This window comes from Pseudoalteromonas sp. MTN2-4 (genome assembly GCF_042848605.1).
GTDB lineage: Bacteria > Pseudomonadota > Gammaproteobacteria > Enterobacterales > Alteromonadaceae > Pseudoalteromonas.
Genome location: NZ_BTGK01000006.1, coordinates 158106 through 174509 on the forward strand (window position 1 = coordinate 158106; position 16404 = coordinate 174509).

The 16404-nt window shown below is 42.0% G+C and carries 10 protein-coding genes; 9 read left to right on the top strand and 1 reads right to left on the bottom strand.

The window, feature by feature from the left end:
* Positions 1-176 precede the first annotated feature (176 nt).
* Both ACGHEH_RS15090 and ACGHEH_RS15095 read left to right on the top strand, forming a co-directional pair.
* Positions 177-3266, top strand: a complete 3090-nt coding sequence (locus ACGHEH_RS15090; RefSeq protein ID WP_390446795.1) for a DUF1566 domain-containing protein — start codon at positions 177-179, stop codon at positions 3264-3266.
* 102 nt (positions 3267-3368) lie between these two features.
* Complete coding sequence (locus ACGHEH_RS15095) at positions 3369-3875, top strand: DUF1566 domain-containing protein (RefSeq protein WP_390446797.1); 507 nt, start codon at positions 3369-3371, stop codon at positions 3873-3875.
* A gap of 203 nt (positions 3876-4078) precedes the next feature.
* On the opposite strand, the gene ACGHEH_RS15100 is transcribed toward ACGHEH_RS15095, so the two are convergent.
* Positions 4079-7513, bottom strand: a complete 3435-nt coding sequence (locus ACGHEH_RS15100; RefSeq protein ID WP_390446800.1) for a PAS-domain containing protein — start codon at positions 7511-7513, stop codon at positions 4079-4081.
* Positions 7514-7892: 379 nt separating this feature from the next.
* On the opposite strand from ACGHEH_RS15100, the gene ACGHEH_RS15105 reads away from it, so the two are divergent.
* The 7 genes from ACGHEH_RS15105 to fba all read left to right on the top strand — a co-directional run bounded on the left by ACGHEH_RS15105 (position 7893) and on the right by fba (position 16111).
* Entirely contained in the window at positions 7893-8156 is a 264-nt protein-coding gene (locus ACGHEH_RS15105) for a DUF4212 domain-containing protein (protein WP_058028820.1), read from the top strand.
* 11 nt (positions 8157-8167) lie between these two features.
* Complete coding sequence (locus ACGHEH_RS15110) at positions 8168-9892, top strand: sodium:solute symporter family protein (protein ID WP_390446803.1); 1725 nt, start codon at positions 8168-8170, stop codon at positions 9890-9892.
* A gap of 195 nt (positions 9893-10087) precedes the next feature.
* Positions 10088-11926, top strand: coding sequence for a DUF294 nucleotidyltransferase-like domain-containing protein (locus ACGHEH_RS15115; protein ID WP_390446806.1), 1839 nt, complete (start codon positions 10088-10090; stop codon positions 11924-11926).
* Positions 11927-12547, top strand: coding sequence for an exonuclease domain-containing protein (locus ACGHEH_RS15120; protein WP_390446810.1), 621 nt, complete (start codon positions 11927-11929; stop codon positions 12545-12547).
* Between the two features lie 109 nt (positions 12548-12656).
* Positions 12657-13670 (top strand): erythrose-4-phosphate dehydrogenase, encoded by a 1014-nt coding sequence (gene epd, locus ACGHEH_RS15125; protein WP_390446813.1) that lies wholly within the window; start codon positions 12657-12659, stop codon positions 13668-13670.
* A gap of 42 nt (positions 13671-13712) precedes the next feature.
* The gene (locus tag ACGHEH_RS15130) at positions 13713-14891 is read left to right on the top strand and encodes a phosphoglycerate kinase (protein ID WP_390446816.1); all 1179 of its coding nucleotides are present in this window, start codon (positions 13713-13715) and stop codon (positions 14889-14891) included.
* A gap of 155 nt (positions 14892-15046) precedes the next feature.
* The gene (gene fba, locus ACGHEH_RS15135; protein WP_058028826.1) at positions 15047-16111 is read left to right on the top strand and encodes a class II fructose-bisphosphate aldolase; all 1065 of its coding nucleotides are present in this window, start codon (positions 15047-15049) and stop codon (positions 16109-16111) included.
* Positions 16112-16404 lie beyond the last annotated feature (293 nt).

Sequence of the window (16404 nt, forward strand, 5' to 3'; positions counted from 1 at the left end):
GCAAAGTCGAAAGACCACTTTTACACAGAAAAAATAAAAAATGAATGATAAATTTTTATAAAAAATACATGTGAATAAAAAGTCTATTTTCCAGTACGTTAATTCTTTTATTGATTGAACTTTATTTAATAGTTTAAGATCTCGCGGGTGGAATACAACAATCAAAAGGATTGGTAATGAAAAAACTATTATTGTTAACTCTGAGCTTGTTCTTGATTGGATGTGGTGGGGGTGACAACGATAATGTTCAGACCCCTCCAAAAGTCGAAGCACCAAAGCTCACTCAGATAACAATTACAGTTGAGCAAACCATAAACGGTCAGCCAGCGAAATCAGAGAGCAAAACACTTAGTCAAGGTGAACGCTTTAATTACACTTTTAGCGTTGCTGAAGGGCATATGCTTTCATTATCAGAAGAAAGCTCTTGCAAAGGAGAGTTAGAGGGTAATGATTATATAATCAAGGAAGTTAAACAAAACTGCTCGGTTAAAGTCTTATCTAACCCAAAAGCAATCTCAATCAGTTTAGCCTCTGATGAAAACAGCACCATAGAATTAACTAAGGCAAGCTATTTTTATGGAGAGAAAGTAGAAATAACGGTTGTTGCTAAGGATGGCTATATGATCGAAAAGGTTTCAGGGTGTGGTGTAAAAAAACAACATGGCAAAAGCTACATCATTGAAAAATTAAAAAGCGACTGTAAAATTTCTACCTCAACATTACCTACCGAAAAGCAATTTTCTGCAGAGCAATTACCAAACATTGAAGTGACTATATTGAGTGAAGATACGGCGATTTTAGATTCAAGCCGAGGCTTACTGACTGTTGATGACGAGCAATTACCGCCAGTGCCTGAAAAACTGAACTTTGAACACGGTATTCTAGCGCTTGATTTAAAAGTGCCTGAGGGGAAAAGCGCAAAAGTTCAGCTCACTTATGAAACTCAATTACCAGCTGATTTTACGTATCAAAAATTAATAGGCGAGCAGTGGCAAGCATTAGACACAGAGTTGGTAAAAGTCAGTGATGATAGGTTTTCTCTAGAGTTAAGCCTTACTGATGGTGGCGCGGGTGATGCCGATGGAGTAGTTAATGGCGTAATTAAAGATCCAGGTGCGCCAGCATCGTTAAAATATTATCAGGTGAGCGCACCAAGTAATGCGGGTGGTACGGTGTCACCTAACACACAGTCAGTTGCCCATGGTACAAAAGGGCTTATTGAAATAACTCCGTCAGTTGGTTTTGAACTGGCCGCAATATCAGGCTGTGATGGCGAGTTAACCGGGTTGACTTATACCACCGCAGCAATCACGTCAGACTGTGCTGTCAGCGCTACTTTTCAGCTTAAAAGCTTTTTAATAACAGCCTCATCGGGTGATGGCGGCTCTATCACACCTGAACAACAAAACATAACCTATGGTACACAGGCTGAATTTACCGTAACAGCAGATGAAGGACAGACTTTACAGGCAATCCAAGGGTGTAACGGTAGCTTAAATGGTCATGTGTATACGACAGGGGTTATTACTGAGCTATGTAGTATTTTAGCGAGCTTTGAGCCTCAAGTTTTCCTTATCACAACTCAAGTGAGTGAAGGCGGAAGTATTGCACCATTAAGCAAGCAACTCGCTTATTTAGAACAAACTTCATTCACTTTAACGCCCAGCGAGGGTTATAGCCTAGCGGCTGTAAGGGGTTGTGAGGGCTCTCTGGTGGGTGATGTTTTCACCACAGGTGCGGTCACTGAAAACTGCCAAGTACAGGCGAATTTTGAATTAAACACTTACACGGTAACGGCAACAGCAAGTGAAGGCGGTAGTGTCACGCCGGCAACGCAAAGAGTGAATCACGGTAGTAACGCACAAATCAGTTTAACCGCAAACGAAGGCTATAGCCTGAGCTCAGTAACAGGTTGTAACGGCACCTTAAATGGCAATGTCTATACCACAGGTACAGTCACCGCTAATTGCCAAGTGCAGGCTAATTTTGAATTAAACACTTACACGGTAACGGCAACAGCAAGTGAAGGCGGTAGTGTCACGCCAGCTACGCAGAGTGTGAGTCATGGCAGTACAGGGCAACTGACAGTTTCTGAGAGTGAGGGCTATAATTTAACTTCAGTGACAGGTTGTAACGGTACATTGAATGAAAATATTTATACTACCGCTGCGCTTACTGAGAGCTGTCAGGTTCAAGCTGAATTTGAATATAAAACCGATGGTAACTGGGTGCTGGGTATTGAATTTGTAGATACCAACTTTTCTATCTGTGTTCGCGAGCATGTGAATATTCAACAAGTGCTGCGTTTAGAAGACTTAACAAGTTTAAGTTGCAATGAAAAGAGCATAACTATGGTGAACGAGTTGCAGTTTATGACGGGCTTAACAAGCTTGGAACTGATTACGAACCAACTGACGACTATTAACCTAAATGCTAATTTGGCGTTAACACGAGCTGATTTACGAGGCAATGCTTTTGACCAAGCAACGTTAGATTATTTGGCTACGATTAGTTGGATTTCTGATTTAAATTACAACACAACACAAGTTAAAAATGGAACTGGCAAGCTCAATGACTCTGGTATAACCTGGTGTGTGTATGATGACCTGGTATTTCAGGACTGCTTAACTCAAGGCTATGATGGGCAAGATGGTAAATTCGGCCGAGATGCACAATCAATGGTAGGGACTCTACAAAAAATAGGTGGTGGTAATGGTGGTTTTGACTTTACGAAGCTAGATGTTAATGGCGATCCTTTACCTTACTCAGCTACCAACTGGTCTTGCGTGAAAGATAACCATACAGGCTTAACCTGGGAAGTAAAAACATATGATGTTGGTTTGCACGATACAGATGACAGGTATAATTGGTTTAATCCTGATAGCAGCACCAATGGCGGTAACCCTGGTTATAAAGATGATGATGGCAATATTTGCTATGGTTATGATGCTAACAACGAAGCTTCCTACTGTAATACACACGCTTTTATAGCACGTGTAAATGCCAAGGAGTTGTGCGGCTTTAATGACTGGCGTATGCCTAACAGGGAGGAGCTTCGTTCTATTGTAGACTATGGTAATACCCTACCAGCCATAGATTCAAGTTACTTTCCTAGAATTCGCGTTAGTAATCATACTTGGTATTGGTCAAGTTCAGTATTTATAGAAACGGATTCTGCTTATTCAATCGACTTTAATTTTGGAAATGAAACTACTAGCCTCAAAAGCAATGATGCACCTGTGCGATTGGTTAGAGCTGGGCAGTAACTTGGTGAAGTTTATGAGATAAACTAGGTAACTGACCGATAAAGTTGCTTATCCTTACTCTTCAAGCTGACGGTGAATAAATTAAGTATTAAGGAGATAATTTTGAAAATATCAGCAGCTTTATTTTTTGGGGCGCTACTTGCTACAAATATTGTTTACGCAGACTGTAGTGATGATATTCTGCCATCAACCCCTAATAGTCGATTTACAGTAAACAATAATGGCACAGTTACTGATAATCAGACTGGGCTTATGTGGATGCGTTGTAGCTTGGGTCAGACTTGGGATGGTGAAAAATGCGAAGGAAGTGCAACTAATTACACTTGGCAACAAGCTTTGGCATCGCCTGATAAAAGCAACTTAGCAGGTTTTAACGACTGGTATTTACCTAATATAAAAGAACTTGCCTCGATCATTGAGATATCTTGCTATCACCCAGCAATAAATAACACATTGTTCCCAAGCACCCAAAGCAGGGTTTATTGGACTAGTTCACATAGTGCAAGAAGTTCTTATTTTGCGTGGGGAGTTTATTTCGGTTATGGCTTCGTTACCCCCAATGATAAGAACTTTGAACAGCTTGTTAGGTTGGTTAGAGTCGCGTTTTGATTTGTTTTTTTAAGACTGAATGCTACTTCCAATACTATAATTTATCGAGAAATTGAAAATTAGTTTAAATGTTCATGAACTATTGATTTACAGTTTGCCATGGACACTAGTATTTAAAGAAGCATAAAGATTTACTTAGCAAAAGGCATATGAGATAACAATAATAAACGCCATGTAATTTTTAATATTACACTTTATGCCTATTAACGGCCAAAATTCATTAATGCTTTCAATTTTGCCGGTTTTACCGGTTTTGATAGATAATGAATGTTGAGAGCCTTCACTTCAGCTTTTACTTCTTGGTCACGTACAGCAGTAATGAGCACGGCAGGCACTTGTAATTGCCATATTTCTCTCAAAGTTTTGATTAAGGTGATGCCATCACATTCAGTTCCTAGCTGATAATCCATGAGGATTAAATCTGGGGCCTTATTTGATTTTGCATGTGCCAGTACCGAATCAACATCATTAAATAGATAGTAGTTAGTTTGCCACTTAGCTAATAAACTCGACATGGCCTCTAGGTTTTTAAGGTCATCGTCAACGGCGATAATATTGAGCTTAGCGTTATTATCTCCAAGCGGCATGCTGGAGGTTGTGCGGGTTTTCCTCGCCACTAAATTAACATCACCATAAGGGATTAACACGCTAAAACGGCTCCCTTTACCGGGGATAGATTTCACCTCTAAGACAATAGACAGCAGGTCACATAGACGTTTTACAACCCCTAAACCCAAACCAACGCCTTTGTTGTCATTTGAGTGTATGCGGTAGAAGTCGTTAAATATTTTTGCTTGTTCGTATTCACTGATCCCTGGACCCGTATCGTACACTTCGACCAATAAGCCATGTTTTCGCTTGCGGGTTGCAATCAATACTTTGCCTGAGTCTGTGTATTTTACGGCGTTCGACACTAAGTTTTGGATCACGCGGCGCAAGTATGTGGTATCGCTATGAACAATATTTAGATTGCTTCTGACTTTTAATTTAAGGCCTTTTTCACTCGATAAAATCGCGTACTCATTGGCAAGTGGGCAGAGAATATCGTCAATACTAAAATGTCTTGGGGTTGGCTGCATTGCCCCTTGTTCTAATTTGGCAATATCAAGTAAAGATGACATCAGGTGAACGGTAGAATCGAGCGAGTCGTTGAGCTTATCAAAGCTGCCTCTATCTTGAGACGATAAGTGGTTAGGATCAATCGATGCTGAGTATAATCTGGCGGCATTGAGCGGCTGCAAAATATCATGGCTGGCGAGTGCTAAGAAGCGGGTTTTACTGTCATTGGCTTTTTCTGCTTCTTTTTTTGCTGCGATTAAGGCGTGCTCGGTTTCAATTCGCGAGTCTATTTGTGCCTCTAAATCTTTATTAATATTTCGGATCTCTTGTGTACGCGCTTCGATGCGGTTTTCAAGATCCATGTTAATTTCTTCAAGGGCATTCTGTGTGGCGATGTGCATGGTGACGTCGCTAAAACTGGTCACGAATCCGCCTTCAGGTAATGGGTTACCTGTCATTTCAAACACCTGGCCATCACGACGGTGGCGAATAAAGTGATGCGGTGTGCCATTTCTCAAATGTTGAACACGTTTTTCGACAAGGCGATCAATTTCACCTGGGCCACATTCACCGCGTTGGGCATTAAAACGGATCACTTCTTCAATCGGTTGGCCGACTTCTAAAAAGCCCTCTGGGTAGTTAAACATCTCAGCGTAGCGTTTGTTCCAAGCAACGAGGTTAAGGTCTTTATCTACAACAGAAATACCATGAGAGAGGTTTTCGAGCGAGGTGTAGAGTAAGTTTTGGTTAAATTGAAGCGCTTGGGTAGTTTCATCAAAGAAGTTAACGACTTCTTCAAATGCCATTTGCTTGCCAGAGGCAACGGTATGAATAAGCGCTTGAGCAGACGAGGCTCCCAAAACCCCGGTGAGGGCTCGTTCACAATAGGCGATAAACTCAGGATCTGGATAGGCGTTATTGTCATCAATATCATGCAATAACGTATAATGACCAAGCAGTTGTTGTGAACGCTGAACACCTAAGAAAGTCTGTAATAGCACTTTAAAGTCATACACGGTTGCTTTAACGTTTTTGTTCATACGCTTAATCAGCGCTGCTTCTTCACGCGGATTAACAAAAGCTGCGGCTTGGATTTTATCGATTAAACGCTCATGAGCACCCAATGAAAAACTAATGTAGCAACTAATATTCGCAAATAGAGCGATTAAGGTGCCCTGAGTGATAAGCTGCTGTCTTGCTTCGAAGTTGAGAGAGAATCCCATATCGACCATGGGCATCATTAAAAACAGCGTCCAACAGATGAATCCTGCTAATAAGCCCGCATACACACCATAAGCATGACCCTTACGCCAATATAAACCACCGACTATGGCAGGTAATAATTGGGTTACTAATGAAAATGCCACTAGACCCATACTTGCCAGTGATTCCCCATGACCAAAATGTTGTTGGTATAAATAAGCCAATAATAAAATGGCGGCGATGATAAAGCGGCGGATCAAGAGAATGGAAGACTTGTAATTACCCAACGCAGGGGCGCGGTGAAAACGACGTTTTAGTACCAATGGCAATACCACATCATTCGACAACATTGTACTGAGTGTGAGTGTTGCTACAACAATCATGGCAGTTGCCGAAGATAGCCCACCGATAAAGACAAACGTCGTGAGAATTGGGTGGCCAGTTGAAATCGGCAAAGCCAGTACAAAACTGTCTGCCGCCAAATGAGAGCCAATATTAGGATGAATAGCAGCAGTCGAAATCGGGATGATCATCGCTGCAGTTAACATAAGATATAGAGGAAAGGCCCACCTAGCTGTAAGTAAGTGCTTTCTATCTTGGTTGTCTACGACCGTAACATGAAACTGTCTGGGCAGGCAGATAATAGCTGCAGCCGCGATCAGGCTCTGGCCAATAAAGTTGAAGCTACTAAAGTTAAAGTCTTGCCAATGGGTAAGTAAATTTAAGCTATGTTTTGGCTGATTATATAGTGCGGCTAATGCCAGAGCTGCCACTGCAACGAGTGCTAACAACTTAATAATCGACTCAAAAGCAATAGCCAGCATCAAGCCTGAACGGTATTCGGTGACGTCGACTTTACGAGTACCAAAAAAAATAGCAAACAAGGCGATGATTAAAGTACCAGTAAGCGCTAAAACAGTACCAGAGAGTTGCTCATCTTGTTGCAGTAATACAAAGCTAGAACTCAGCGCTTTAAGTTGCAGTGCAATATAAGGAATGGTCGCCAACAAAGCTATCATGGTAACCATGACGGCTGTGGTTTGTCGTTTGCCGTAGCGGGCAGAGATGAAATCGGCAATGGTGGTGATATTTTGTTTTTTACTGACTAATACCAGTTTTCTTAAAAAACCTTGTCCGAATAAAAATAAGAGAGCGGGCCCTAATAAAATAGGCAAATAATGCCAATTACTCGCCGCAGCAGTACCTACGGCGCCATAGTAAGTCCATGATGTACAGTAAATGCCGAGTGCCAATGCGTACACAAAAGGATGATGGCTAAACTTTAGCGCACGGGGGGTGGTTTTATCCCCCCAGTTTGCCAGCCAAAATAAAACCCCTATATAACAAAGAGAAACAAATATCAGTGCAGCGCTCATAGTCTTATCTTTTTTATTGTCGACCAAATAACCTTACCACATTTGCTTTTTTTGTAATCCTTTTTGTATCGCAATTTAATGTTTAACTGACTGTTTAATATAGCTTTTGTATTTATTAGTCAGGCTAAATTAGACTAATGTCTTATACCATCTCCAAAATGTCTTTTTTGCTCAAAATGCGAACGTTTAATTTGCTAAGTGTCTGTTAAATATAATTAAACTTGATGTTTTTAGTGTGCCAATCTGCAGTTTACGTAAACGTTAACTTGGTGTTAAGACTAAGGTAGCAATTCCAACTTGATAGGGCGTTGCTAATGTAGATAGTGACAATTAACACCAACACAGCCAATTCATTGGCAAGTGATAGGGGACAACAAAAATGGCTTTTAAAGACGAAGAACAAGCAAAAGCATATTGGTCAGAAAATCTGAGCCTCATGTTTAAGCTATTAACAGTATGGTTTGTAGTGTCATTTGGTTTTGGCATTTTACTGGTAGATGTACTTAATGAGATCCGCTTCTTTGGATTCAAATTAGGGTTTTGGTTTTCACAGCAAGGCGCAATTTACACCTTTGTGGCTTTGATTTTTGTCTACGTGTTCAAAATGGATACGCTTGATAAAAAATACGGCGTAGACGAATAAGGAGCACGAAGATGGATGTTAAGATTCTTACCTTTATTATTGTTGGCTTGAGCTTTGCGCTCTATGTCGGCATCGCAATTTGGGCTCGTGCGGGTTCAACAAAAGAATTCTATGTTGCTGGCGGTGGTGTGCCACCTGTGGCAAACGGCATGGCAACAGCCGCAGACTGGATGAGTGCAGCATCATTCATTTCAATGGCGGGTATCATTTCTTTCGCCGGTTACGATGGTGGTGTTTACCTAATGGGTTGGACTGGTGGTTATGTACTACTGGCGCTTTGTTTAGCACCTTATCTTCGTAAGTTTGGTAAATTTACGGTACCAGATTTCATAGGAGATCGTTATTACTCTCAAGTTGCCCGTGTAGTAGCTATCTTGTGTGCAATCTTTATCTGTTTCACTTACATTGCCGGTCAAATGCGTGGTGTAGGTGTTGTATTCTCTCGTTTCTTAGAAGTAGACATTGAGACTGGTGTTTACATCGGTATGGTTATCGTATTCTTCTATGCTGTATTAGGTGGTATGAAAGGTATCACGTATACACAGGTTGCTCAGTATTGTGTATTAGTATTTGCATATCTAGTGCCTGCTGTCTTCATCTCACTGATGATGACTGGTCATTTATTACCGCAAACTGGTTTTGGTGCAACTTTAGCCGATGGCTCGGGTGTGTATATGCTCGATAAACTCGATGGACTGAGTACCGAACTGGGTTTTTCTCAATATACCGAAGGCTCTAAGAGCATGATTGATGTATTCGCTATCACTGCCGCTCTTATGGTAGGTACAGCGGGTCTGCCTCACGTAATCGTACGTTTTTTCACAGTGCCAAAAGTAAAAGATACGCGCATCTCAGCAGCATGGACGCTTGTATTCATCGCGATTGTTTATACTACAGCTCCTGCGGTTGCATCATTTGCTCGTGTAAACATGATTGACACAATCAATGGTAAAGACGGTAGCGGTACGTTATATGAAGAAGCACCGGCTTGGGTTAAAAACTGGGAAAGAACTGGCCTTATCACATTCGAAGATAAGAATGGCGATGGCAAGATGCAGTACTCTGCAGGTAAGATCTCAGATCCAAACAGTGCTAACGAAGTGAAGATTGACCGTGACATCATGGTACTTGCGAACCCAGAGATTGCGAATCTGCCAGCTTGGGTTATCGCATTAGTCGCAGCGGGGGGTATCGCAGCAGCACTATCAACCACAGCAGGTCTACTGCTGGTAATTTCAACCTCGGTATCGCACGATTTACTTAAGCGAACGCTGAAACCAGATATCAGTGATAAACAAGAGCTACTAGCTGCGCGTTTAGCGGCGATGATAGCGATTGCAATCTCAGCTTACTTCGGTATCAACCCGCCAGGATTTGTGGCTTCAGTTGTGGCGTTTGCATTCGGCCTAGCAGCAGCGAGCTTCTTCCCAGCGATCATCATGGGTATTTTCTCTAAGAAGATGAATAAACAAGGTGCGATTGCAGGTATGGTAACAGGTATTGGCTTCACAGCGGCTTATATCATTTACTTCAAGTTCATTAGCCCTGAACTTAATGCACCTGCAAACTGGTTATTCGGTATCTCTCCGGAAGGTATTGGTATCATCGGTATGCTAGTTAACTTCATCGTTGCGGCGGTTGTTCTTAAACTAACTGCTGAAACACCAAAAGAAGTGCAAGACATGGTTGACAGTATTCGTAACCCTAAAGGCTCAGGTGAGGCACACGCCCACTAATATTTGAGCGAATAAGCACAAAGCTCAGCCGACAAGGCTGGGCTTTTATTCGTTTTAGCAAAGTGCTGTTTTTGCATTTTTATAAATTCGGCTTTATAGCTGTATTTTGCTAAAACGATTCATACCTAAGCGTAAACACTAACATTCCTCTCTTTTATTGTAGTTGTTTATAGGCGGGTGACTTAGGAGTAGAGCATGACCCCAGAAGTTGCTGAAGTCGCGAAGTTTGTTGCCTTACAGGCGCCATTTAGCCAATTACCAGAAGCGGCGACCCACTACTTTGTGTCCCATTTAGAAATTGTTTATTTAAATAAAGACAATCAGTCTCAGTGGTTAAAATCAACTGAGCCAAATTTATACTTAGTTCGCTCAGGTCAATATGAACTGGTCAATGGCAAAGAAGAAGTGATCACGCAAATCGCAGAAGGTGACTATTTTGGCTTTCCGTCTTTGCTCACCGGCGATGCCATACAAAACCGCATAGAAGTGTCGACTCCCGGCTTAATTTATATTTTAAACCAAACCAGCTTTGATTATTTACGTCGTGAATATAAGGCATTCGAACAACACTTTGTGCGCGCTCATGCTAATCGCTTACTGTCATCTCATTATCAGCAAAAAAGTGATAACTGGTCTGAGAAGAAAATCAGTGAGCTATTGACCAGAAAGGCGATAACACTCGGGCCGGATGCATCAATTCGTGATGCCGCGGTGAAAATGAGTGAGCATGGGGTCTCTTCCATTATGGTCACAGAGCAAGAGAGTCTTATCGGTGTACTCACAGATAGAGACTTGCGTAATCGTGTTCTAGCCAAAGATGTCGACCCTAATATTGCAATAAATCAAGTCATGACGGGCAAGCCAAAATTTATTTTCGAAAATAATCGAGTATTTTCTGCCTTGCACTTAATGCTTAAACACAACATACATCACTTGCCTGTGCTCGATGAAAATTACACACCACTAGGCATGTTGACCAGTACAGACTTGTTGCGTCAGCAAAAAAGCGATCCGGTGCAACTTATTGGCCGCATTTATAAAGCGACATCGGTTCAGCTGTTACGCCTGTATGCGCAAGAGATCCCTGCATTATTAAAGAGTTTCTCTCATAACATTGATGATATCTCGGTTATGGGAAAACTATTAAGTGGCCTAACCGATGCATTGACCAGTCGGTTAATTCGTATTTATCAGCAAGAGCATGGTACAGCACCGTGTGCGTTTAGTTTTATTTGCTTTGGTTCACAAGCCCGTGAAGAGCAAACCCTGCATTCAGATCAAGACAATGGCTTATTACTACCGAACAACTTAACCGAAGCGCAAAGAGCTTATTTCAAAGGGATGGGTGAATTTGTCTGTGAACAACTGGTTGAATGCGGTATTAAGCGTTGCCCAGGTAATATTATGGCAAGCAACCCTGAGTGTTGCGGTACCTTAAATGAGTGGTCAGAGCGATTTTTTAAGTGGATTAAATCCCCTACGCCACAGGCCATGTTGAATTGTAAGATCTTTTTTGATCTGCGCTTTATTGATGGTTCGAATGAACTATATAGCGATTTATGTATGTCGTTGGAACGAATAAGCAAAAATGAGCTTTTCTTTGCGGCCATGGCTACAGATATTAACGCGAACTCAGTACCGATTGGTTTGTTTCAGCAATTTAAACTTGAGAAGAGTGAGTCTAAGCATAAGTATTTAGATCTGAAAAAGCGCGGTGTTGTGATCATCAATGATATTGCAAGGCTCTATGCACTAAAAGCTGGAGTAAGGCGGGCAAATACCCTTGAGCGTCTGGATGCGCTGACTAAATTTAATCTCATAAGCGCTAAAGACATTTATAACCTCAAAGATTGTTGGCGCTACCTGACGCAATTGCGACTCAAAACCCAATTGAATAAAGAGGGCTTGCCGGGTAATTGTATTGATCCAGAAGTTCTTACCTCTTTAGAAAAACATCAGTTAAAAGAAGCGTTTTATCTGATTAAGCAAGCACAGCAAGCCTGCGCGTTTAAGTTTGCCAGAGGCAGTTTGTAAATGCAGAAGTTAGTACAAAAAGTGCTTCGCTATTTAAAAGCCAAAGGCAAGTCACTTGATGAAGTGGAGTTTGTGGTTTTAGATCTTGAACTCACAGGGCTTGATCCTAAAGTAAATGAAATTGTATCTGCGGCTTGGGTAACGATGCGCAGTGACAGAATTCAATTAAAAAGTGCGAGGCACATCATTAATAGTGATGTGAAGCAGTTAGATCAGAGTCCGGTTTATCATGGTATCGATGAGCAAACGCTTAATGAAGGAGTATCTCTTAAGGCCTTAATGACTGAGCTATGTGATGCTTTGCACGGCAAGGTATTAGTGTGTCACAACGCTTATTTAGACTGGGGGTTTATTCGGCTAAATAGTAAAGCGTTAGGTTTAGAGGCACTTCCTTTGGCCATTGTCGATACCATGCAAATAGAGAAAAGGCGTCAGTTAAAGCAGAACACCGAATTACATCAAGACAGCCTGACTCTGACTAATTGTCGCACTCGTTATCAACTGCCAGACTATGACGTGCATAATGCACTCACTGATGCCTTAGCAACCGCTGAGCTGTTGTTAGTCTTAACAAATAAAATAGGAGCGGGTAAACCACTTAAACTTTCAGCCTTGATGTAAGATTTTTTTTCGCGCAAGTGTATACATAATTTGCCTATGTCGATTACAATAGCGCCATCTTTTAGGAAGTTACTTTCCTGTCTCTGCATTTAGCTAGGTCCACAACTTAATGGCAATAAAACTGGCAATAAATGGGTTTGGTCGTATTGGACGCAATGTTGTGCGTGCATTATACGAGTCAGGCCGCCATCAAGATATTGAAATCGTGGCTATTAACGAATTAGCCGATCCCAAAGCCGTTGCGCATTTACTTAAATATGATACCTCTCACGGTCGTTTTGCTTACTCGGTTTCGCATGATGCACCTTTCTTAGAAGTAAATGGTGATAAGATCCAATTGTTTAGTGAGTCAGATCCGGCTCATTTACCTTGGCAGGCTTTGCAAGTTGATGTGGTACTTGAGTGTACAGGTGTGTTCCACAGTCGCTTAGACGCTCAAAAACACTTAAATGCAGGTGCTAAAAAAGTTTTATTCTCTCAGCCTGCCGATGCAGATGTTGATGCAACCATAGTGTATGGCATTAACGAAGAAGAGCTTAAAGCTGAGCACACAATTGTTTCTAATGGTTCTTGTACAACCAACTGTATTGTACCTGTGATCAAAGTCCTTGATGATGCTTTTGGTATTGAATCGGGTGCTATTACCACGATCCATGCGTCGATGCACGACCAGCAAGTGATCGATGCGTATCACAGTGATTTGCGCCGTACTCGTGCAGCGAGTCAGTCAATTATTCCAGTCGACACTAAATTAGCCCGTGGTATTGAGCGTATCTTGCCAAAATTTGAAGGTCGCTTTGAAGCCATCGCAGTACGTGTTCCGACGATAAATGTGACGGCCATGGATTTAAGTGTTACGCTAAATCAAGACGTTGATTTAGATAAAATAAATCAAGCAATTCAGGCTAATACACAAGGCCGATTAGAAAGTATTTTAAGTTATACCGAAGAGCCTTTGGTGTCGGTAGATTTTAACCATGATGCACATTCTTGTATCATTGACGGCACGCAAACACGCGTAAGTCATAAAAGGTTAGTAAAACTTTTAGTATGGTGTGATAACGAGTGGGGGTTTGCGAACCGTATGCTCGACACCGCTGAGGCCATGATGGCCGCTAAATAACAACAAAGCTATTACCCAGTATCGTTCTTAAAGGAGACATCAATGTCAGTCATCAAAATGGCGGATCTAGATTTATCAGGCAAGCGTGTTTTAATTCGTGAAGATTTAAACGTGCCAGTAAAAGACGGCAAAGTAACGTCTGATGCGCGTATTCGCGCTTCACTTCCGACTATTAAACTTGCACTTGAAAAAGGTGCAAAAGTGATGGTGATGTCTCACCTTGGTCGTCCAACTGAGGGCGAATACAATGAAGAATTCTCACTTCAGCCAGTGGTTGATTACCTAAACGAAGCGTTAGAGCAAAACGTACGTTTAGAAAAAAATTACCTAAATGGCGTTGAAGTTGCCGACAACGAAGTAGTTGTATTTGAAAACGTACGCTTCAATGTTGGTGAAAAGAAAGACGACGAAGCACTTGCTCAACAGCTTGCTGCATTATGTGACGTATACGTGATGGATGCATTCGGTACGGCTCACCGTGCTCAAGCGTCTACGCATGGCGTTGGCTTATTTGCAGAAGTTGCTTGTGCGGGTCCGCTGTTAGCGGCTGAGCTTGATGCACTAGGTAAAGCACTTGATAACCCGGCACGTCCACTTGTGGCGATTGTAGGTGGTTCTAAAGTATCGACTAAACTAACTGTACTTGATTCATTATCAACTGTGGTTGACCAGCTAGTTGCTGGTGGCGGCATCGCGAACACTTTCGTTGCGGCAGCAGGTCACCCTGTTGGTAAGTCGCTTTTCGAAGCTGATTTAATCGACGAAGCAAACAAATTAACTGCAGCTGCGCGTGCAAACGATGGTGACATTCCAGTACCAACAGATGTGGTTGTTGGCACTGAGTTCTCTGAATCAGCAGTAGCGACAATCAAAGATGTGACTGAAGTATCTGATGAAGACATGATCTTCGACATTGGTCCAGATACAGCACAAACTCTAGCTAAAATCATTGAAAATGCAGGCACGGTTGTGTGGAATGGCCCAGTTGGCGTTTTCGAATTTGACCAGTTTGGTAATGGTACAGAAGCGATTGCCAATGCAATTGCAAAGTCTAAGGCATTCTCAATTGCGGGTGGCGGCGACACGCTAGCAGCAATCGACAAATATGGCGTTGCAGATGAAATTTCTTACATTTCAACGGGCGGTGGTGCTTTCTTAGAGTTCTTAGAAGGGAAAAAACTACCAGCTGTTGCTATGCTTGAGAAAAGAGCAAACGCGTAACAGTTTTTCAGGCCAGCTTTTGCTGGCCTTTTTATCTTAATCACTCTCACTCAGATTAAGGTGAATAAAAAATCAGTAGCAACAAGCGAAAGGCTACTTTCGATATATCCGTTCAAACTAGATAGCAAAGGCTATCGACTATTGGAGAAAGCAAAATGGCTTTAATCAGTATGCGTCAACTTCTTGATCATGCGGCAGAGCATGGTTACGGCGTTCCAGCGTTCAACGTTAACAACCAAGAGCAGATGCGTGCCATCATGGAAGCGGCTGATAAAACAAACAGTCCAGTGATCGTTCAAGGCTCTGCAGGCGCTCGTGCATACGCAGGTGCACCTTTCATTCGTCATATGATTCTAGCGGCTGTTGAAGAATGGCCACATATCCCAGTTGTTATGCACCAAGACCACGGTACATCTCCAGGTGTATGTCAGCGTTCTATCCAATTAGGTTTCTCATCAGTGATGATGGATGGTTCTTTAATGGAAGATGGTAAAACACCTTCTTCATACGAATATAATGTAGACGTAACACGTCGTACAGTTGAAATGGCGCATGCATGTGGTGTGTCTGTTGAGGGTGAGCTAGGTGTACTTGGTTCATTAGAAACAGGTGAAGCTGGCGAAGAAGATGGCATTGGTGCTGAAGGTAAATTAACTGAAGACCAACTGCTGACAGATCCTGAAGAAGCCGCTGACTTCGTTAAGAAAACAGGTGTAGATGCATTAGCAATTGCGTGTGGTACATCACACGGTGCTTACAAGTTCACACGTCCACCAACAGGTGATATCTTAGCAATCAACCGCATTAAAGAGATCCACGCTCGTATCCCAGATACACACTTAGTTATGCATGGTTCTTCTTCTGTACCGCAAGAGTGGTTAGCAGTAATCAATGAATTTGGTGGCGAGATCCCTGAAACTTACGGTGTGCCAGTTGATCAAATCGTAGAAGGTATCAAGTACGGTGTGCGTAAAGTAAACATCGATACAGACTTACGTTTAGCATCAACAGGGGCTATCCGTCGTCACCTAGCGCATAACCCGTCTAACTTTGACCCACGTAAATTCTTAGCTGAAGCGACGAAAGCGATGACTGAGATCTGTGTTGCGCGTTATGAAGCGTTTGGCACTGCGGGTAATGCAGCGAAGATCAAACCAATTTCACTAGACGACATGCACCTGAAGTATTTATCAGGTGAGCTTGACCCACAGATCAAGTAATAACCAAGTCTAGCTGATTTTATATTAAGCCCCAGTATTGGGGCTTTTTTGGATCAGTATTTTACTAATTCAGATCTGACTTCCCGATGTTGGGGATCAGGTTCTTACCAACTTACGCGATCTGGGATCGATTTCTTACTAACTTGTCGAGTAATTTACACTCAAAACAACCCTAAAACAGTGTATCAAGATCCAAATTGAGATCCTTAATACGACTTCTGTTAGTATAAAACTGATCTCTCAGTGCACTACTTAGTCAAAAGTTGATCTCTATTTAATCAGTGCGTATTTGT

What these genes read in the sequence shown, in the direction of transcription:
- ACGHEH_RS15090 (WP_390446795.1), top strand. Translation starts at nt 177, where the DNA reads ATGAAAAAACTATTATTGTTAACTCTGAGCTTGTTCTTGATTGGATGT.
- ACGHEH_RS15100 (WP_390446800.1), bottom strand. Translation starts at nt 7,513, where the DNA reads ATGAGCGCTGCACTGATATTTGTTTCTCTTTGTTATATAGGGGTTTTA.
- ACGHEH_RS15105 (WP_058028820.1), top strand. Translation starts at nt 7,893, where the DNA reads ATGGCTTTTAAAGACGAAGAACAAGCAAAAGCATATTGGTCAGAAAAT.
- ACGHEH_RS15110 (WP_390446803.1), top strand. Translation starts at nt 8,168, where the DNA reads ATGGATGTTAAGATTCTTACCTTTATTATTGTTGGCTTGAGCTTTGCG.
- ACGHEH_RS15115 (WP_390446806.1), top strand. Translation starts at nt 10,088, where the DNA reads ATGACCCCAGAAGTTGCTGAAGTCGCGAAGTTTGTTGCCTTACAGGCG.
- ACGHEH_RS15120 (WP_390446810.1), top strand. Translation starts at nt 11,927, where the DNA reads ATGCAGAAGTTAGTACAAAAAGTGCTTCGCTATTTAAAAGCCAAAGGC.
- epd (WP_390446813.1), top strand. Translation starts at nt 12,657, where the DNA reads ATGGCAATAAAACTGGCAATAAATGGGTTTGGTCGTATTGGACGCAAT.
- ACGHEH_RS15130 (WP_390446816.1), top strand. Translation starts at nt 13,713, where the DNA reads ATGTCAGTCATCAAAATGGCGGATCTAGATTTATCAGGCAAGCGTGTT.
- fba (WP_058028826.1), top strand. Translation starts at nt 15,047, where the DNA reads ATGGCTTTAATCAGTATGCGTCAACTTCTTGATCATGCGGCAGAGCAT.